Genomic DNA, 18,046 nt, shown 5'->3' with positions numbered 1-18,046 from the left:
CTGCTGCACCGCGAGCGCGGGGGGCGTGCGGTCGGGGGCGCGGTGCACCCGGCCGCCGCGCAGCGCGAGACCGACCTCGCGGGGCAGGACGACGGTGCCGGGCCCGGCCACGGCGAGCAGGCCGTGCGCGAGCAGCCAGTCGACGGGGCTGGCCGACGTCGCCGCCCGCACCTGCCGGTCGGCGCGCTCGACCGCGCCCGTCGGCGGGCCCCAGGTGAGCTTCTCCAGCAGCGAGCGCACGCCGGACGGCGCCTGCTCCAGCAGCGCCTCGACGCGCCCCACGTCGCCCAGGTGCTCGGTCAGGCGGGCCAGCGCCACCTCGGGGTCGTGGCTGACCTCGAGGCCGAGGTCCTCCAGCAGGTCCGCCAGGCGCTGCGGGGAGCGGCGGCCGAGCGCGTCGGCCAGCGGCGGGCCGAGCCCCGCGGGGTGCGGGCCGAGCAGGTCGCGCGCGGCGTGCACGAGGTGCAGCTTGCGGTCGCCGCCCCACACCAGCGCCCGCCGGCGCAGGTCGGCGACGACGTCGGTCGCCCGGGCGCCCCAGGCGCGCGTGACCGCCCCGCTGGTGGTCGGGTCCGGCAGCACCGCGAGGACCTCGAGCACCTGCAGCGTCGGGGCGTCCAGGCGCTCGAGCGCCCGCTGGGTGCTCGCGCGGGTGGTCAGGCGGGTGGCCAGGGCCGTGGTCGACGTCGGCAGCGGGGCCGTGAGGTCGGGGCGGGCGGCGAGCAGCTCCTCGAGCTCCCCGTCCGGGCGGGAGCGCAGCTCCTCCGCGAGGGAGCGCGGGGCGGCGGAGGGAGGCATCCGGAAGACTCTACGAGCCCGGGCCTCGCCCGGCGCGCGGGGCAGGTCGCGGTGGCACCCGCTGCGGGGGCACTCTTCCTCCTGCGCGGGAGGTCCCGCGTGGACCGACGACGGTGCGGCTGCGAGCCGGACCCGTCGAGGTCCGTCCGCCGTCCCCACCGATCCAGGAGATCTCCCTCATGGCAGCAGAGTTCCCGGCCCAGCGCACCGCCGTCGTCACGGGCGTCGGTGCTCCCCGCGGCATCGGCCGCGTCGTCGCCCGGCGCCTGGCGCGCGAGGGCTGGAGCCTCGGCCTCGTCGACATCTCCGCCCCCGGCGTCGCCGAGATCACCGAGGAGCTGCAGGCCACTGGCGCGCAGGTCGTCGGCGCCGCCGCCGACATCGCCTCCCCGGAGTCCGTCGCGGCCGCCTTCGCCCTCTTCGACGCCGACCTGCCGCCCGTGGTGGGCCTCGTCAACCTCGCGGGCATCGCCAACCCCACCCCGCTGCTGGAGATCACCCTGGAGGAGTGGAACCGCACGATGGCCGTGAACGCCACCGGGTCGCTGCTGATGATCCAGGCCGCGGCCCGCCGCATGGTCGAGGTCGGCGTCGGGCGCATCGTGAACACGTCCTCCATCACCGCCGTCGACGGCGGTGGCACGTTCTCCAAGTCCGCCTACGCCGCCGCCAAGGCCGCCGTGCTCGGGCTCACCCGCGGCGCGGCGCGCGAGCTCGGCCCGCACGGCATCACCGCCAACGCGATCCTGCCCGGCCCCGTCGACACCGACATCATGGGCGGCGCGCTCACCGACGAGCGCAAGGCCGCGATGTCCGCGGGCATCCCCGTGGGCAGGGTCGGCTCCCCGGCCGACATCGCCGCGATGGTCTCGTTCCTGCTCTCCGAGGACGCGGGCTTCGTCTCCGGCGCCAGCTACCAGGTCGACGGCGGCAAGCACATCAACTGACCCCCGACCCCGCCGTGGTCGTGCAGGTGGTCCCTGCACGATCACGGCGGGGACCGTGGTTGACCCCGGGACGCGGCACCGGGAGCCTTCCCGGGTGACGACGGGACCGCTCGACGACGTGCTCGACGAGGCGGCGCTCGTCCGCCGGCTGCGCGCCGCGGGCTGCGTGTTCGCCGAGGACGAGGCGCGGCTGCTCCTGGAGGCGGACCCGGCGGAGCTGCCCGCCCTGCTGGCGCGCCGCGTCGCGGGGGAGCCGCTGGAGGTGGTCCTCGGCTGGGCGGAGTTCTGCGGGCTGCGCGTCCCGGTGGACGCCGGGGTGTTCGTGCCGCGCCGCCGCACGGAGTTCCTCGTCGCGTGCGCGGTCGGGACGACGGCGCCGGCCGCGGTGGTGCTCGACCTGTGCTGCGGCTCGGGCGCCCTGGGCCTCGCCGTGGCGACCGCGGTCGCGGGGGTGCGGCTGCACGCGGTCGACGTCGACGCGGCCGCCGTGGCGTGCGCGCGCCGGGCCGTGGCGCCCGTCGGCGGCACCGTCCACCACGGCGACCTCTTCGCCGCGCTGCCGGACGACCTGCGCGGCCGCGTGGACGTCCTGCTGGCAAACGTCCCCTACGTCCCGCACGCCGCGGTGGCGCTGCTGCCGCCCGAGGCGCGGCTGCACGAACCCCGCACCGCGCTGGACGGCGGACCCGACGGCCTCGACGTCGCCCGCCGCGTCGCGGCGGAGGCGGGGGAGTGGCTCGCCCCGGGCGGACGCCTCTTCGTGGAGGTCGACGAGGAGCAGGCGCCGGTGGCCGCGGCGGTCTTCGCCGCCGCCGGGCTGCGGGCCGACGTGCTGACTGCCCCGGAGGGCGGCGCGACGGTCGTGCGCGGGGTCAGTCCTGCTGCAGGACCGAGAACACGTTCCCCGCGGGGTCGGTGAACCACGCGATGAGCGGGCCACCGCCGCGGAAGATGCCGCGCGCGTCGGTCTTCTCCGCCATCCCCGGGTAGCGCTCCGGCCGCACCCCGGCCGCGGCCAGCGCGTCGACCGCGGCCTCGACGTCGGGGACCGGGAAGTTCAGGACCGTGAAGGACGCGGGGACGTGCGCGGGGCCCTTGGGGAACACGAGGACCTCGGCGCCGCCGCCGAGCAGCAGCCGGAACATGCCCCCGCCCACGTCGAGGGTCCGCACGCCGAGGACGTCGGCGTAGAACGCCCGGGCGGCGGCCGGGTCGTCGACCGAGAAGCCGGAGAACGCGGGCACGTCGGCGAACACGGGCTCAGGCCTGCGGGGTCGCGGGGATGCCGAACAGGGCGAACAGCCGGGTGTCGAGGAACGACGTGATCGCCTGCACCGCACCGTCGCGCACCTCCAGCACGACCAGCGCGAACGGTTCGTGCGCCCCGCCCGGCCCGCTGGGGCGGTAGTGCGCGAACCCGGGCTGGCCGTTGACGCCGACGGGCACGAGCCGCGACCCGCGGCAGCCGTGCCCCGGCCCGAGCATCCAGGTGCGCAGGTCGTCCGCGCCCTCGAGCCACATCTCGAAGGGCGGCATGTTCTGCGTGACGTCGTCGGCCAGCAGCGTCGCGAGCGCCGCCATGTCGTAGGCCTCGAAGGCCGCGACGTAGCGCTCCAGCAGCTGCTTGTCGGCAGCGCTGAGCTCGGCGCCGCTGCCGGTGCCGGGCAGGTCGGCGAGGGTCGCGCGGGCGCGCTGCAGGGCCGAGTTCACCGACGCGGTCGTCGACTCCAGCAGGGCCGCGACCTCGTCGGCCTTCCACCGCAGGACGTCGCGCAGCAGCAGCACCGCGCGCTGGCGCGGGGGCAGGTGCTGCAGGGCGGCCACGAAGGCCAGCCGCACCGACTCGCGCGCCACGGCGACCTCGGCCGGGTCCCCGGCGCTGGGCAGGACGCGGGAGTCCACCATCGGCTCCAGCCAGGTGTCCTCCGGGCGGCGCGCGCCGAGGGAGGCCTCGACCGGCTCCCACGCCGTCGCGCTGAGGTCCATGGGCCGGGCCCGCCGGGAGCGGCTCTCGATCATCGTCAAGCACACGTTGGTCGCGATGCGGAACAGCCAGGAGCGCAGCGCCGAGCGCTGCTCGAAGCCGTCGAGGCCCTTCCAGGCCCGCAGCATCGTCTCCTGCACCGCGTCCTCGGCGTCGAAGGCCGAGCCCAGCATCCGGTAGCAGTAGCCCGTCAGCTGGCCCCGGTGCTCGGCCAGGCGCGGCTCGAGCTGGGCGGCGTCGACGGCGGTGTCGGTGGAGGTGTCCGCGCTCACCGGAACAGGACAGCACACGCCACCGACAGCGGAGAAGAGCCGGACTGGTTGGATCGTGACCCGTGCCGGTGACCGAGGTCCTCCTGCTCCTGCTCGCGGGGGCCGGTGCCGGGCTCGTGGGCTCGACCGCCGGGCTGGCCTCGCTGGTGTCCTACCCGGCGCTGCTGCTGACGGGGCTGTCGCCGCTCGCCGCGAACGTCACGAACACCCTCGCCCTGCTGGGCGTCACGGCCGGGACGGCGGTGGGCTCCCGCCCCGAGCTCGTGGGCCAGCGCCGCGACGTGCTGCGGCTGCTGCCCGTCGCGGCCCTCGGCGGGGCGCTGGGGTGCGTGCTGCTGCTGACCACCGACCCCGGGGCGTTTGAGGTGGTCGTGCCGTTCCTCGTCGCGCTCGCCTCGGTGCTCATGCTGGCCCAGCCCCGCCTGCAGCGGCTGCGGCCCGGGCGCACCAGCGCGCGCAACCCTCTCGTGCTCGCGGCCTTCGGCGTGGTCGGCGTCTACGGCGGTTACTTCGGCGCGGGCGCGGGCGTGCTGGTCCTCGCGCTGTGCGAGCTGACCCACGCCCAGTCGCTCATCCGCAACAACGCGTTGAAGAACATGCTGACGGGCGCCGCGAACACCGTGGCGGCGCTGGGGTTCGCGGTGTTCGGGCCCGTGGACTGGTGGGCCGCGCTGGCGCTGGGCGTGGGCTGCGTGGCGGGCGGGCGGCTGGGCCCGGTCGTGCTGCGGCGCATCGACCCGCGCGTCCTGCGGGTCGTCATCGCGGTCGCCGGGCTGGGCCTCGCCGTCCGCCTCTGGGTCACGCGCTGACGAGCGAGCGCATCCCCTCGGGCAGCGCCTCGGCGTGCAGGACGACGAGCTTCTGCGTGGCCCGGGTCAGCGCCACGTAGAGGTCGTTCGCGCCGCGCGGGCGGCGCAGCACCGCGGCCGGCTCGACCACCACGACGACGTCGAACTCGAGGCCCTTGGCGCGCTGGACGTCGAGCACGCTGACGTCGGCGTCGAGGTCGTCGTGGGAGGCGGCGACGGAGCCCGCCGGGAGCTCGCGGGCCACGGCCGCGCGCAGGGCCGCGGCGCCCAGCGGGCCGGCCTCCTGCGCGACGAGCACGGCGAGGCGGCCCTCGGCGAGGTCGCGGCGCTCGGCCCGCACGGCCGCGACGACCCCGGCCACGTCGTCGGCCGACGCCAGCCGGCGGGCCTCCGGCTCGAAGTCGCCCTCGCGCACGGGCGTCGGGGGCTTGGCGTCGATGCCCGCGACCTCCAGCACGTCGGCGGCGACCCGGGCGATGCGGGCGGGCGTGCGGTAGTTGACCGTGAGCTCCTCCAGGCGCCAGCGGTCGTCGACCAGCGGGCGCAGCGCCTCCGCCCAGCTCGACGCCCCGGCCGCCGACGACGTCTGCGCGACGTCGCCCACGAGCGTCATGGACCGCGACGGGCAGCGGCGCTCCACGAGCCGCCAGGCCATGGGGGAGAGCTCCTGGGCCTCGTCGACGACGACGTGGCCGTACGCCCAGGTCCGGTCCGCGGCCGCGCGCTCGGCGACGGTGCCCGTCGGCCCGTCGGTGGAGAAGCGGTCGGCCAGCAGCTCCGGGCTCACCAGGGGGTTCCCGACGCCGGAGGCCTCGAAGTCCTCCAGCACCTTGCGCGCGTAGGCGACCTGCTCCTCGCGCTCGGCGTCGCGGCGCTCGGCGCGGCCCGCCTCCTCCGAGGTCCCCAGCAGCTCTGCGAGCTCGTCGAGCAGGGGGACGTCGGACTCGGTCCACGTCCGGGTGGTCTCCCGGAACAGCTCGCCACGCTCGTCGGCGCCGAACTGCGGCGCGACCCGCGCCAGCAGGGACGGGTTGCGGTACAGCGCACCCAGGACCTTCTGCGGGGTCAGGGGCATCCACAGCAGGTTCACCTCGCGGCGCACGTCGACGTTCTCGCGCAGCTCGGTCAGCAGGTCCTCGCGCTCCTCGCCGAGGTCCACCCCGCGCCCGCGCGCGAGCTGGTTCACGAGGACCGTGAGGACCTCGCGGACGAACACCACGCGGGCCTCGTTGTGCGGGCGGTGGCTGCGCCGGGCGCGCGTGCGGGCGCTCACCACGGCGTCCGGGCGCAGGACGAGGCGCGTGCCGTCGACGTCGAGGGTCACGGCGCGCTCGGGGACCCGCTGGCGCTGCGCCACCGCGGCCGCGAGCACGTCGACCATCCGCAGGTCGCCCTTGACCGCGACGGCGCCGGGCGTCTCCTCCCCGGTCGCCGTGACGCCGGGGAACAGGTCGCCCACGGTGGAGGGGACCACGCCGGTCTCGCCGAGCGCGGGCAGCACCTGCTCGACGTAGCGCAGGAACACCGGGCTCGGCCCGAGCAGCAGGACGCCGCTGCGCGCCAGGCGCTCGCGGTGCGTGTAGAGCAGGTAGGCCGTGCGGTGCAGCGCGACCGCGGTCTTGCCCGTGCCGGGGCCGCCCTGCACGACGAGGACGCCGCGCTCGGAGGCGCGGATGACGCGGTCCTGCTCTGCCTGGATGGTGGCGACGATGTCCGTCATCCGGCCCGTGCGGGGTGCGGTCACGGCGGCCAGCAGCGCGGCGTCGCCCGTGGTGCGCTCGCCCTCGGCCGCGACGAGGACCTCGTCGTCGACGCCCGTCACGTGGCGGCCCCGGGTCAGCAGGTGCCGGCGGCGCACGACGTCGCGGGGGGAGGCGGCCGTGGCCTGGTAGAAGTCCTGGGCCGCGGGGGCCCGCCAGTCGACCAGCACCTGGGTGCCGCGCTCGTCGGCCAGGCCGAGCCGGCCGACGTAGCGCCGCGGGTCCTCGGTGCCGGGCTGCAGGTCCAGGCGCCCGAAGCACAGCCGGTTCTCCACCGACCACAGCTGCGAGAGCCGGTCCTCGTAGAGCGTCGCGAAGGCGTCGCGCTCGAAGCGGCTCTGGTGGGTGCCCGTCGCCACCGTGCGCCGGACGTCGGCGAGCTGCTCGGCCGTCTGCTCGCGCAGGGCGTCGAGGCGGGCGTAGAGGGTGCCGACGTGGGCGTCCTCCTCCACCACCTCGGGGGAGCGGGGCTCGGTCGGCTGGCTCACGAAAGCGGTCTCTTCCCCTCGCCCGGCGCCTCCCCGGGCGAGGAGCACCGCAACACCGTAGTCGCGGCCCCCAGGCCCCGGGCGAGGGGCCCGGCGGCGTCAGCCGTCCCCGAGGGTGCCCAGCACGTAGGCCGCCTGCCCGGCGTGCTCGAGGTCGTCGTCCAGGACGCTGACCAGCCGCGCGCCCAGCGTCACGGGCGGGTCCCAGGAGTCGTCGACCACGCGGTCCAGCGCCGCGTCGTCGAGCGTGCGGAGGTGGTCGAGCGTCTGCGCGTGCACGGCGTCGTAGTAGCCCGCGAGCAGCTCGGCGCTCGCCCGGACCTTCCCGACCTGCTCGGGGGTGTGGCCGTAGCCGGTGTCGCCCGCGGGCAGGTCCAGGCCGAAGCGGTCGGCCCAGCCCCCGGCGGTCCAGGCCTGCTCGTGGCCCGCGACCTCGCTGACGTGGTCGTCCTGCACGCGCGTGAGGTGCCAGACGAGCCAGGCGACGCTGTTGCCGTCCCCGCCGGGGCGGTGGGCGAGCGTCGCGTCGTCGATGCCGTCGGTGACCGCGTGCACGCGGTCGGGGAGGCGGCCGTAGGCCTCGAGGAGGAGGTCCCTGCTGTCCACGTGAGCTCCTGGGGTTCGCCTGCGCCGCAGCGGTCGCTGCGCGGGCGACGCTACGGCCGCGGGCGGGGGCCCGCCCGTCCGCGCCGAACCGGCATGAGCGCTGCGCGACGGGGTAGTCGGAGCGGACCGGCCGGACACGTCACGAGGAGGAACACCGTGCAGCTGACCTGGTTGAAGGAGATCGCCACCGACCCGGGCCCGCACGTGAGCGTCTACGTCGACGTCTCGCGCGACACCGAGAACGGGGCGCACGAGATCGCCGTGCGGTGGCAGGACGCCCGCCGGCGCCTGGAGGCCGAGGGGGCGCCGGCCCCGGCCATCGCGGCCATCGACGGGCTCGCGGGCGAGACCGTGGGCGCCCCCGGCCGGGTCGGGCGGGCGATCGTCGCCTGCCCGCACGGGCTGGAGCTGGACGTCCTGCTGCCCGTGCCGCCGCTGCGCGAGGAGGCCGTCACGGGGCCCGTCGCGCACCTCATGCCGCTGGTGCGCGCGCTGGCCGACGACGTCCGCTACGTCCTCGTGGTCCTGGACCGCACCGGGGCCGACATCACCTCGACGCGCACGTCCGCGAAGGCGCTGGGGATCCAGGACACGCACACGGTGCAGGGCGACCACGACCTCATCCACAAGATCCGCGGCGGGGGGTGGGCCCACCTGCGCTACCAGCACGCCGTGCAGGACAGCTGGGACCACAACGCGCAGGCCGTCGCCGAGGACCTCGACGGGCTGGTCCGCGAGGAGCGGCCCGAGGTCGTCCTGCTCGCGGGGGAGACGAAGGCCGTCGCCGCGCTGAAGGCGAAGGCCAGCCACGCCGTCCTCGAGCACCTCGTCGACATCCCCGGCGGCCGGGGCGACGGGACGAACGAGGAGGCCTTCGAGGCGGGCGTCGAGCAGGCGCTGCAGGTGGTGCGCGAGCAGCGGTGCGCCGCGGTCGTCGCCGAGTTCGAGCAGGAGATCGGCCGCACCCGCACGGGCCAGGGCCCGGACCGCAGCGGCGGTGCCGGGCGGGCCGTCGAGGGGCTCGCGGGCGTCGTGGACGCCCTGCGCCGCAGCCAGGTGCAGACGCTCCTGCTGAACGACGACCCGACGTCGACCGAGGTCCTGTGGACCGGGCCGGACGCGCTGGTGATCGGCACGAGCGCCGACGAGGTCCGGGCCCTGGGCGTCGCGGAGCCCGTGCAGGCGCGCGCCGACGCCGTGCTGGTGCGGGCGCTCGCGGCGACCGACGCGGGCATCCAGCTGATCGACGGCGAGGTCGCCCTCGCGGGTGGCGTGGGCGCGGTCCTGCGCTACGCGGACCCCTCGACGGGGGGCTGACGAGAACCCCCGTGACCGGCGGCGGCGCGGCGGGCACGATGGCCGGGTGACCGCCTCCCCGCCGCTGGCCGGCCGCGTCGTCGTCGTGACCGGGGCCAGCCGCCGCATCGCCATCGGGGCCGCGATCGCGCGCCGCGCGGTGGCCGACGGGGCCGCCGTCCTCCTGCACGCCTGGTCACCCGCGGACGCCGAGCAGCCCTGGGGCGCCGACGAGGGCGGCCCCGAGGCGCTCGCGGCCGAGCTGCACGCGACCGGGGGGCGCGTGCAGCTCGTGTCCGCCGACCTGGCCGACCCCGGGGCGCCGGCCCGGCTCGTGGCGCAGGCCCGTGAGGCGTTCGGGCACGTCGACGCGGTGGTCGCCAACCACGCCCGCAGCTCGGCGCAGTCCCTGGAGGAGCTGACCGCCGCAGAGCTGGACCTCTCCTACGCGGTGAACACCCGGGCGACCCTGCTGCTGGCGCAGGCGTTCGCCGCGCAGCACGACGGCCGCCCGGGCGGGCGGGTCCTGTGGTTCACCTCCGGGCAGTACCACGGGGCGATGCCCGGGGAGCTGCCCTACATCGCCTCCAAGGCGGCGCTGCACGAGCTCACGGGCAGCCTGGCCGCGCACCTGGCCCCGCGCGGGATCACCGTGAACTGCGTGGACCCCGGCCCCAACGACACCGGCTACGCCGACGAGGCCTCGCGGGCCGCGGTCACGGCGCTCAGCCCCGGCGGGCGCTGGAGCACCCCCGCCGACGCGGCCCGCCTCGTCGCCTTCCTGCTCAGCGACGAGGCCGCGTGGGTCACCGGGCAGACCATCGCCTCCGACGGCGGGTGGTCGGTCCGCTGACGCGGCCCGATCGTCGGAGGCCCGTCGTGGGCGTCCCCGGCGCGCGGCTCAGGCGCCGCCGGCCGCGAGCGTGACCGTGGCCGGCTGGAACGACTCGCCCGTGACGTCGACGCCCTCGGCCTTCAGCTCCTCCAGCGCCTTGAGGACGTACTCGTTGGTGTGGGCGCCGTCGTCGGGGTCCTTGGTGATGACGGTCTGGCCCTCGGCGTTGCGGGTGTCGCGGGCGATCGCCACGGTCTTGTCCCACGCGGCCTCGTCGATGACCCCGGCCCCCGCGGTGGCGGGCCAGATGAGCTTGTTCACCTCGTTGACCTGCCACAGCTGGTGGCTCGCGCCGAGCGTGGACCCCTTGGCCACGACGATGTCGCGCGCCGCCTCGGGGTTGTCCCGGGCGTAGGCCCAGCCCTTGATGCTGGCCTTGACGAACTTGACCGTCTGCTCCTGGTAGGCCGGGTCGGAGAGCTTCTCCGAGTTCGCCCAGATCGAGTCCTGGAGCATCGCGGTGCCCACGTCGTTCCAGTTCAGGGCCGTGAAGTCCGCGGGGGTGTAGAGCTTCCCCGTCGCCGGGTCCTCGGCCTCCAGCAGCTGCGCGTACTCGTTGTAGGTCATGGCCTGGGCCGCGTCGATGTCGCCCTGCAGCAGGCCGAGCATGTCGAACTGCTGCTGGACGAGCGTGACGTCCTTGCTCGGGTCCAGCCCGGCGGCGGTCATGGCCGCGAACAGCTCGAACTCGTTGCCGAACCCCCAGTTCCCGACGTTCTTGCCCTTCAGCCCCTCGACCGCGGTGATCGCGGCCTTGGCGAAGGACACCTGCAGGGTCCCCGAGCGCTGGTAGATCTGCGCCACGTTCGTGATGGCCGCGCCCTGCTCCCGCGAGGCCAGCGCCTTGGGGACCCAGGCGATCGCGTAGTCGGCCTGCCCCTGGGCCAGGACGGTCTGCGGGACGATGTCGGAACCGCCCTCGAGGATCTCCACGTCCAGGCCCTCGGCGGTGTAGAAGCCCTGGTCCAGCGCCGCGAAGTAGCCCGCGAACTGGCCCTGGGTGACCCACTGCAGCTGCAGCTTGACCTTCGCGGAACCGCCCGCGGAGCCCGACGAGGAGGACGAGGCCCCGGTCGCGGGGTCCTCCTGCTCGGCGGTCCCGCAGGAGGCGGCGCCGACGGCGACGGCGCTCCCGAGCGCACCGGCCACCACGGTTCGACGGCTGACGTTCGACATCACAGGGACCTCCGGGTGTGGGGGGACAGGAGCCGCTCCAGGAGGAGGGCGACCAGGTAGAACACGAGGCCCAGGGCGACGGCCCCGAGCACGTAGGACCAGGCCCGCGGGTAGGCGGAGTTGCTGGCGGCGGAGGTGATGCGGGAACCGAGCCCGTCCTGGCGGCCGCCGAAGTACTCGGCGACCACCGCGGCGATGACGGACAGGGACGAGGCCAGGCGCAGCCCCGTGAACAGGTGCGGCACGGCGCCCGGCAGGCGCACGTGGCGGGTGAACGCCCAGCCGGTCGCGTCGAGGGAGCGCATGAGCTCGGTGTGGACGGGGGACACCTGCCGCAGGCCGCGGGCGGTGTTGACGAACAGCGGGAAGAACACCGCGACGGCGACGACGAGGCGGCGCGGCACGGGGCTCGTGGAGCCGAACATCGCGTTGAACACCGGCGCCAGGGCGATGATCGGCATGGCGTTCGCGGCGGCGGACAGCGGGCTGAGCACCTCGTCGAACACCCGCAGCCGGGCCGCGAGCACGGCGGCCGCGACGCCCGCGAGGGATCCGGCCACGAGGCCGACGAGCGCCGTGGTGCCCGTCGCGGTCGCGGCGGTCACGACGTCGGGGGCGACCGTGCCGAACGCCGTGGCGATGGCGGTCGGCGAGGGCAGCACGAACGTCGCGATCCTCCCCAGCACGACGACGGCCTGCCAGATCGCCAGCGCCGCGACGCCGGCGAGCAGCGGCGGCAGGACGAGGGCGGCGCGGCGGTGGGCGAGGAGGCCGTTCACCGGTCGTCCCCGCCGAGGCCGGCCGGGACGCCGCGCACGGGCCGGCCGCGCAGCGCCTCGCGGACGGCGGTGATGCCCGCGAAGAAGCTCGGGTGCTCGCGGGCGTCCTCGTCGCGCGTCGGCAGGTCCACGTCGACGACCCGCACGATCCGCCCGGGCCGCGCCGACATCACGACGACCTGGGTGGAGCAGAACACCGCCTCGGCGATGGAGTGCGTGACGAAGACGACGGTGGTGCCGGTGCGCTCGCGGATGGCCAGCAGCTCCGCCTGCATGCGCTCGCGGGTCATCTCGTCGAGCGCGCCGAACGGTTCGTCCATGAGCAGCAGCGGGGGTTCCTCGGCCAGCGCCCGGGCGATCGCGACGCGCTGCTGCATGCCGCCGGAGAGCTCGGCCGGGCGCATCCGCGCGAAGTCCGCGAGCCCCACCATCTCCAGCAGGTGCGCGGCCCGCGCGGCGCGGTCCCGCTTCCCGACGCCGTGCAGCTCCAGCGGCAGCTCGACGTTGCGCTGCACCGTGCGCCAGTCCAGCAGCCCGGCGGCCTGGAACGCGATGCCGTAGTGGTGCTCCTCGCGGGCCCGGCGCGCGCTGACCCCGCCGACGAGGACCTCGCCGCCGGTCGGGGTGACCAGGTCGGCGATGCAGCGCAGCAGCGTGGACTTCCCGCAGCCCGACGGGCCGATGAGGGAGACGAAGCTGCCCGCCTCGATGCGCAGGTCGATGCCGGTCAGCGCGTGGACGCTGCCGCGCCGGGTCTCGAAGCGCTGCTCGAGCCCCCTGATCTCCACTGCGGCGGTGCCGGTCACGTCGCTCCTCCGGGGGTCGGGTGCGGGGTGGTGCGGGGTGCGGGGCGGCGGGAGCGTCCAGGCCGCAGCGCGACGACGTCGAGCAGGCTGACGAGGGCGGCGGCGACGAGACCGAGCAGGGCCGCGCCGATGATCGCCGCGTACAGCCGGCCGGGGGAGGAGGTCGCCTGCTGCGCGTACTGCAGGATCAGCCGCCCGATCCCGCCCCGGGTGCCCGTGGAGATCTCCGCGACGATCGCGCCGACGACTGCCTGCGCGGCGGCCAGGCGCAGCGCCGGCACGAGGAACGGCAGGCTCGCGGGGACCCGCAGGCGCAGCAGGGTCTGGCGCGACGTCGCGGCGAAGCTCGTGAACAGCTCCGCCGAGGCGGCCGTCGGCGCCTGCAGCCCGCGCAGCATCCCGAGGGCGACGGGGCAGAACGCGAGGTAGGCGGAGATGACGACGACCGACATCCACGGCTGCCACGACAGGGTCGGCGTCAGCTGCAGGCGCCCGCCCCAGCCCGAGATGAGCGGGGCGATCGCGATGATGGGCACCGTCTGGCTCAGGACGACGTAGGGCAGCAGGCCGCGCTCGACGAGGCGGAACCGCTGCATCGGCACGGCCAGGGCGATGCCGACGACGGCCCCGAGCAGCCAGCCCCCGAGCGCCATCTTCAGCGTCCCCCAGGCGGAGGCGAGGACGGCGACCCCGACGCTGCGGGACCCGGGCACCGCCACCTCGGGCTCGCCGACGGCGCGCAGGACGTCGAGGACACCGGGCATGGACCGGGGGTCGGCGCGCGGCAGGACGCGCTGCCCGCCGACCTCGACGCCGGCCTGCGGCCCGAGCGCGCGGTACAGCTCCCACAGCAGGAGCAGGACCAGCACGCCCAGCAGGGCCATCGCGCTGCGGCGCAGGCCGTCGCGGACGCGGGAGCCGCCCCGGCCCGCGGTGACCGGTGCGGTGGCGGCGATCTGGGTGGCGAGGAGCTCGCTCACGCGCCGGCGCCCGGCGGGGGCGGCGTCACGAGACGGCCGTCGCGGTGCGCGCCAGGGCGGGCAGGACGTGGTCGGCGTAGGCCTGCAGCGTCTGCTCCTTGGCGTCGTGCTGCAGGTAGACGGCGAACTGGTCCACGCCGAGGGCCTCGAGCTCGCGCAGCTTCGCGACGTGCGCCTCGGCCGGGCCCAGGAGGCAGAACCGGTCGACGATCTCGTCGGGCACGAAGGCGACGTGGGAGTTCCCGGCGCGGCCGTGCTCGTTGTAGTCGTAGCTCTCGCGGCCCGCGATGTAGTCGGTGAGGGCCGCGGGGACGCCGCCGTCCGCGCCGTAGCGCGCGACGATGTCGGCCACGTGGTTGCCGACCATGCCGCCGAACCACCGGCACTGCTCGCGCTGGTGCGCCATCGACTCCGGGGAGTCGTCGCCGACGTAGGCCGGTGCGGCCACGCAGATCTTGACCTCGGCCGGGTCCCGGCCGGCGCGCTCGGCGGCCTCCCGGACGCTGCGGATGGTCCACGCCGCGATGTCGGGGTCGGCGAGCTGGAGGATGAACCCGTCGGCGACCTCCCCGGTGAGCTGCAGCGCCTTCGGCCCGTACGCCGCGACCCACACCTCGGTGCGGTCGCGCGGGCCGGTGACGGGCGCCCAGGGCAGCCGCACGGTCTGGCCGCGGTGCTCCACGGCCCGGCCGTTGGCGAGCTCGCGGATGACGTGGACGCTCTCGCGCAGGGTGGCCAGCGTGGTGGGCTTCCCGGACAGGGTGCGGACCGCCGAGTCGCCGCGGCCGATGCCGCAGATGGTCCGCGGGCCGTACATCTCGTTCAGCGTCGCGTACGTCGAGGCCGTGACGGACCACTCCCGCGTCGCGGGGTTGGTGACCATCGGCCCGACGACGACCTTGCGGGTGGCCTGCAGGATCGCGGAGTGGATGACGTAGGGCTCCTCCCACAGGACGTGGGAGTCGAAGGTCCAGACGTGGCTGAACCCGAAGTTCTCCGCCTGCCGCGCGAGGTCGACGACCCGGGCGGCCGGGGGGGTGGTCTGCAGGACGACGCCGAAGTCCACTGCGCGGATCCTCTCTGGTGGTGGGTGCAGGTCAGCGCAGGTGCTGGTTCCGCAGGTGCAGGTCAGCGCGGGTGCTGGTTCCGCAGGTGCAGGTCAGCGCGGGTGCTGGTTCACCTCAGGTACTGGGACAGGCCGCGGCGCACGAACTGCCCGTGCCCCGCCCGCCCGGACCAGGTGCCGCGGTCGAGGACGACGGAGCCCCGCGACATCACGGTGCGCACGCCGCCCGAGAGCTCGAACCCCTCGAACGCCGAGTAGTCGATGTTCATGTGGTGCGTCGCGGCGCTGATCCGGGTGGTCACGGCCGGGTCGTACAGCACGATGTCGGCGTCGGAGCCGGGCGCGACCACGCCCTTCCTGGGGTACATCCCGAACATGCGCGCCGGCGTGGTCGAGCAGGTCTCGACCCAGCGCTGCAGCGACAGGTGGCCGTCGGCGACGCCCTGGTGCACGAGGTCGAGGCGGTGCTCGACCCCGCCCATGCCGTTGGGGATCTTCGAGAAGTCGCCGCGGCCCAGCTGCTTCTGGTCCTTGAAGCAGAACGGGCAGTGGTCGGTGGACACGACCGCGAGGTCGTCGGTGCGCAGGCCGCGCCACAGGTCCGCGGCGTGGGTCTCGTGCTTGCTGCGCAGCGGGGTCGAGCAGGCGTACTTGGCGCCCTCGAACCCGTCGTCGCCGCGGGCGCCGAGGTGGTCCTCCAGCGTCAGGTAGAGGTACTGCGGGCAGGTCTCGGCGAACACGTTGCGCCCCGTGCTGCGGGCCTCGGCGATGCGCGCCAGCGCCTGCGTCGCGGAGACGTGCACGACGTAGAGCGGGGTGTCGCCCGCGACCTCCGCGAGCGCGATGGCCCGGTTGGTCGCCTCGGCCTCCATGGCGGCGGGGCGCGTCAGGCCGTGGAACACGGGGTCGGTGTTCCCCCGCGCCAGGGCCTGCTGCACGAGGACGTCGATCGCGGTGCCGTTCTCGGCGTGCATCATGATCGTCGCGCCGTTGGACGACGCGCGCTGCATGGCCCGCAGGATCTGCCCGTCGTCGGAGTAGAAGACGCCCGGGTAGGCCATGAAGAGCTTGAAGCTGGTGATCCCCTCGTGGGCCACGAGGGAGTCCATGGCCTTGAGGGCGTCCTCGTCGACCCCGCCGAGGATCATGTGGAAGCCGTAGTCGATCGAGCACTTCCCGTCGGCCTTGGCGTGCCAGGCGGCGAGGGACTCCTCGACGACCTCGCCCGTGCGCTGCACGACGAAGTCGACGATGGTCGTCGTCCCGCCCCAGGCGGCCGCGCGGGTCCCGGTCTCGAACGTGTCGGAGGCCTCCGTCCCGCCGAACGGCATCTCCATGTGCGTGTGCACGTCCACACCGCCGGGCAGGACGTAGGTGCCCGTGGCGTCGATGCGGGTGTCCACCTCGAAGGCGTCGCCCGTGCCCGGGGCGAGCAGCGCGACGACGACCTCGCCGTCGACCAGGACGTCGGTCGGGGTCGCCCCCGTGGCCGAGATCAGCGTGCCGCCGGCGATCAGCGTGCGGGCGCTCACGGCCGCACCAGGTCCACGTAGGAGTCGGGGCGGCGGTCGCGGTAGAACTGCCAGTCGGTGCGGACCTTGCGGATCATGTCCATGTCGAGGTCGCGGACGAGCAGTTCCGGCGAGCTGGTGCTGCCCTTCTCGCCGACGAAGTTCCCCTGCGGGTCCACGACGTAGCTGGAGCCGTAGAACTCCACCGCGTCCTCGCCGAACTCGCCCGTCTCGCGGCCGACCCGGTTCGGGACGGCCACGAAGTAGCCGTTGGCGGCGGCGGCCGTCGGCTGCTCCAGCTCCCACAGGCGGTTGGACAGCCCCGGCTTGGAGGCGTTCGGGTTGAACACGATCTCGGCGCCGGCGAGACCCAGCGCGCGCCAGCCCTCCGGGAAGTGCCGGTCGTAGCAGATGTAGACGCCGATGCGGCCCACGGCCGTGTCGAAGACGGGGTAGCCGAGGTTGCCGGGGCGGAAGTAGAACTTCTCCCAGAACCGGTCCACGTGGGGGATGTGGTGCTTGCGGTACTTGCCGAGGTAGCGGCCGTCCGCGTCGACGACCGCGGCGGTGTTGTAGAGCACCCCCGGCTGCTCCTCCTCGTACAGCGGCAGCACCATCACGATCCCGAGTTCCGCCGCCAGCGCCTGGAACCGCGCGACGGTCGGGCCGGGGACGGACTCGGCGTAGTCGTAGTACTTGGCGTCCTGGGTGATGCCGAAGTAGGGGCCGTGGAACAGTTCCTGGAAGCAGACGACCTGCGCGCCCTGGGCGGCGGCCTGCCGGGCGTACTCCTCGTGCGCCGCGACCATGCTCTCCTTGTCGCCGGTCCAGGCGGTCTGCACGAGCGCTGCGCGCACCGTTGTCATGGGGGCTCCTGAGCTTCTGGACGAACCGGGGTTTCTGAACCGACGGGGCTGCGGGAAGGGCGGGACGGGCGGCACGGTCGCCGTTCCGCCGACGCCGTCAGCCTCCACCGCGGCCGGACCCGCGACAAGGTTCCCCGCGCCCGGGTTCCGGCGACTACGGTGGGCACGTGCACAACGCCCGAAACGTCGCGGAAACCGCAGCGCTGCGGTCGGTGCTCCTGGAGCTCCTCGGCGAGGTGGACGCCCTGTCGGCGACGTTCGTCGGGCAGCTGCTGCAGGTCGTCCCCTACTCCGACGGCGCGGTGGACACCGACCGGCTGCAGGCCGACGGCGTCGGCACCTACGACCGGGTGCTGCGCCGGCTGGCCGACCTGCCGGTCCCGGAGCGCCTCGTCGAGCTCTCCCGGGAGGTGGGCCGCCACCGCGCCGCCCTCGACGTCCCGCTGGGGGCGCTGACGACCGGCACGCGGCTGCACTTCCGCGTGCTGTGGGAGGTGCTCGCGGACCGCCTGAGCCCGGCCGAGCTGGCCGCGGCCGTGACCCTGCCCGTGCAGCTGTGGCAGGCCGTCGAGGAGCACTCCCTCGACGTCCAGGTCGGCTACCACGAGGCCGCGACGGCGCTGGCCTTCGAGCGCGGGCGCGACCGCCGCCGGGTGGTGGAGGCGTTCCTGGAGTCCGACGGCGAGGACGACGCGGTCCTTGCGCGGGCCGCGAGCGTGCTGGGGTTCCCGCGCGGGGACGACGTCGTGGTCGCCGTCGTCCCCGCCGGGGCCCAGGCGGCGCTGACGGCCGCGCTGCGCGCCGACCCCGGCCACGGGCTGCAGGTCCACCCCTGGCAGGGGGCCACCGTGGTCCTCGCCGTCCGCCGCCGCGAGGCCCGCCGGGGCGAGGAGCCGGCCGGCCGGCCGCCGCTGCCGGCCGTGCTGCGCGCGGTGCCCTGCGGGGTCGGGCCCCTGGCGCACGGGCTGGCGCGGGTGCCCCGCTCGGTGCGCGCGGCCGAGCAGGTG

At 75.4% G+C, this 18,046-nt stretch carries 17 protein-coding genes and 1 pseudogene; 6 read left to right on the top strand and 12 right to left on the bottom strand.

The window, feature by feature from the left end:
* Positions 1 to 798 (bottom strand): annotated as a pseudogene (locus tag F1544_RS21230) (DNA-binding protein); the annotation flags it as partial.
* 179 nt (positions 799 to 977) lie between these two features.
* Here F1544_RS21230 and F1544_RS21225 point away from each other — a divergent pair.
* Together F1544_RS21225 and F1544_RS21220 are read left to right on the top strand one after the other, a co-directional pair.
* Positions 978 to 1,745: an SDR family NAD(P)-dependent oxidoreductase gene (locus F1544_RS21225; protein WP_167588193.1), complete on the top strand. Its 768-nt coding sequence runs from the start codon at positions 978 to 980 to the stop codon at positions 1,743 to 1,745.
* Positions 1,746 to 1,839: 94 nt separating this feature from the next.
* Positions 1,840 to 2,664 carry a putative protein N(5)-glutamine methyltransferase gene (locus tag F1544_RS21220; RefSeq protein WP_308470240.1) on the top strand — a complete coding sequence of 275 codons (825 nt, stop codon included), beginning with the start codon at positions 1,840 to 1,842 and terminating at the stop codon, positions 2,662 to 2,664.
* Here F1544_RS21220 and F1544_RS21215 read toward each other — a convergent pair.
* Positions 2,618 to 3,001, bottom strand: coding sequence for a VOC family protein (locus tag F1544_RS21215; RefSeq protein WP_167588192.1), 384 nt, complete (start codon positions 2,999 to 3,001; stop codon positions 2,618 to 2,620). The two genes, F1544_RS21220 and F1544_RS21215, sit on opposite strands and share 47 nt — an antisense overlap.
* Positions 3,002 to 3,005: 4 nt before the next feature.
* Positions 3,006 to 4,001, bottom strand: coding sequence for a sigma-70 family RNA polymerase sigma factor (locus F1544_RS21210; protein ID WP_167588191.1), 996 nt, complete (start codon positions 3,999 to 4,001; stop codon positions 3,006 to 3,008).
* Positions 4,002 to 4,063: 62 nt separating this feature from the next.
* On the opposite strand from F1544_RS21210, the gene F1544_RS21205 reads away from it, so the two are divergent.
* A complete protein-coding gene (locus F1544_RS21205) occupies positions 4,064 to 4,810 on the top strand; it encodes a sulfite exporter TauE/SafE family protein (RefSeq protein WP_208972356.1) in 747 nt (248 codons plus the stop codon).
* On the opposite strand, the gene F1544_RS26625 is transcribed toward F1544_RS21205, so the two are convergent.
* The gene (locus F1544_RS26625) at positions 4,800 to 7,058 is read right to left on the bottom strand and encodes a HelD family protein (RefSeq protein WP_167588190.1); all 2,259 of its coding nucleotides are present in this window, start codon (positions 7,056 to 7,058) and stop codon (positions 4,800 to 4,802) included. The genes F1544_RS21205 and F1544_RS26625 overlap by 11 nt on opposite strands.
* Positions 7,059 to 7,157: 99 nt before the next feature.
* Positions 7,158 to 7,664: a mycothiol transferase gene (locus F1544_RS21195; RefSeq protein ID WP_167588189.1), complete on the bottom strand. Its 507-nt coding sequence runs from the start codon at positions 7,662 to 7,664 to the stop codon at positions 7,158 to 7,160.
* Positions 7,665 to 7,820: 156 nt separating this feature from the next.
* Between F1544_RS21195 and F1544_RS21190 the strand changes: the two genes are divergently transcribed.
* Together F1544_RS21190 and F1544_RS21185 are read left to right on the top strand one after the other, a co-directional pair.
* The gene (locus tag F1544_RS21190; RefSeq protein WP_167588188.1) at positions 7,821 to 8,981 is read left to right on the top strand and encodes a baeRF2 domain-containing protein; all 1,161 of its coding nucleotides are present in this window, start codon (positions 7,821 to 7,823) and stop codon (positions 8,979 to 8,981) included.
* A 46-nt stretch (positions 8,982 to 9,027) separates the two neighbouring features.
* The gene (locus F1544_RS21185) at positions 9,028 to 9,813 is read left to right on the top strand and encodes an SDR family oxidoreductase (protein WP_167588187.1); all 786 of its coding nucleotides are present in this window, start codon (positions 9,028 to 9,030) and stop codon (positions 9,811 to 9,813) included.
* A 48-nt stretch (positions 9,814 to 9,861) separates the two neighbouring features.
* Here the strand turns inward: F1544_RS21185 and F1544_RS21180 are convergent, their stop codons facing one another.
* The 7 genes from F1544_RS21180 to F1544_RS21150 all read right to left on the bottom strand — a co-directional run bounded on the left by F1544_RS21180 (position 9,862) and on the right by F1544_RS21150 (position 17,039).
* On the bottom strand, positions 9,862 to 11,031 hold the full coding sequence (locus tag F1544_RS21180; RefSeq protein WP_167588186.1) for an ABC transporter substrate-binding protein: 1,170 nt from the start codon (positions 11,029 to 11,031) through the stop codon (positions 9,862 to 9,864).
* Positions 11,031 to 11,810 (bottom strand): ABC transporter permease, encoded by a 780-nt coding sequence (locus F1544_RS21175; protein ID WP_208972355.1) that lies wholly within the window; start codon positions 11,808 to 11,810, stop codon positions 11,031 to 11,033. The genes F1544_RS21180 and F1544_RS21175 overlap by 1 nt, the downstream gene beginning before the upstream one ends.
* The gene (locus F1544_RS21170) at positions 11,807 to 12,616 is read right to left on the bottom strand and encodes an ABC transporter ATP-binding protein (RefSeq protein ID WP_167588185.1); all 810 of its coding nucleotides are present in this window, start codon (positions 12,614 to 12,616) and stop codon (positions 11,807 to 11,809) included. The genes F1544_RS21175 and F1544_RS21170 overlap by 4 nt, the downstream gene beginning before the upstream one ends.
* Positions 12,613 to 13,596, bottom strand: a complete 984-nt coding sequence (locus tag F1544_RS24975; RefSeq protein ID WP_208972354.1) for an ABC transporter permease — start codon at positions 13,594 to 13,596, stop codon at positions 12,613 to 12,615. The genes F1544_RS21170 and F1544_RS24975 overlap by 4 nt, the downstream gene beginning before the upstream one ends.
* A 25-nt stretch (positions 13,597 to 13,621) precedes the next feature.
* On the bottom strand, positions 13,622 to 14,662 hold the full coding sequence (locus F1544_RS21160; RefSeq protein ID WP_167588184.1) for a TIGR03842 family LLM class F420-dependent oxidoreductase: 1,041 nt from the start codon (positions 14,660 to 14,662) through the stop codon (positions 13,622 to 13,624).
* A gap of 110 nt (positions 14,663 to 14,772) precedes the next feature.
* A complete protein-coding gene (gene hydA / locus F1544_RS21155) occupies positions 14,773 to 16,194 on the bottom strand; it encodes a dihydropyrimidinase (protein WP_167588183.1) in 1,422 nt (473 codons plus the stop codon).
* Positions 16,191 to 17,039 (bottom strand): nitrilase-related carbon-nitrogen hydrolase, encoded by an 849-nt coding sequence (locus F1544_RS21150; protein WP_167588182.1) that lies wholly within the window; start codon positions 17,037 to 17,039, stop codon positions 16,191 to 16,193. The genes hydA and F1544_RS21150 overlap by 4 nt, the downstream gene beginning before the upstream one ends.
* A 167-nt stretch (positions 17,040 to 17,206) precedes the next feature.
* Between F1544_RS21150 and F1544_RS21145 the strand changes: the two genes are divergently transcribed.
* Positions 17,207 to 18,046: RsbRD N-terminal domain-containing protein (locus F1544_RS21145; protein WP_167588181.1), on the top strand; the 840-nt coding region annotated here is incomplete at its 3' end.

This window comes from Kineococcus rubinsiae, from assembly GCF_011839805.1.
In the GTDB taxonomy this organism is placed as follows: domain Bacteria; phylum Actinomycetota; class Actinomycetes; order Actinomycetales; family Kineococcaceae; genus Kineococcus; species Kineococcus rubinsiae.
Note: the sequence above shows the minus strand (reverse complement) of the source record. Positions and strands in the feature narration are given on the sequence as shown.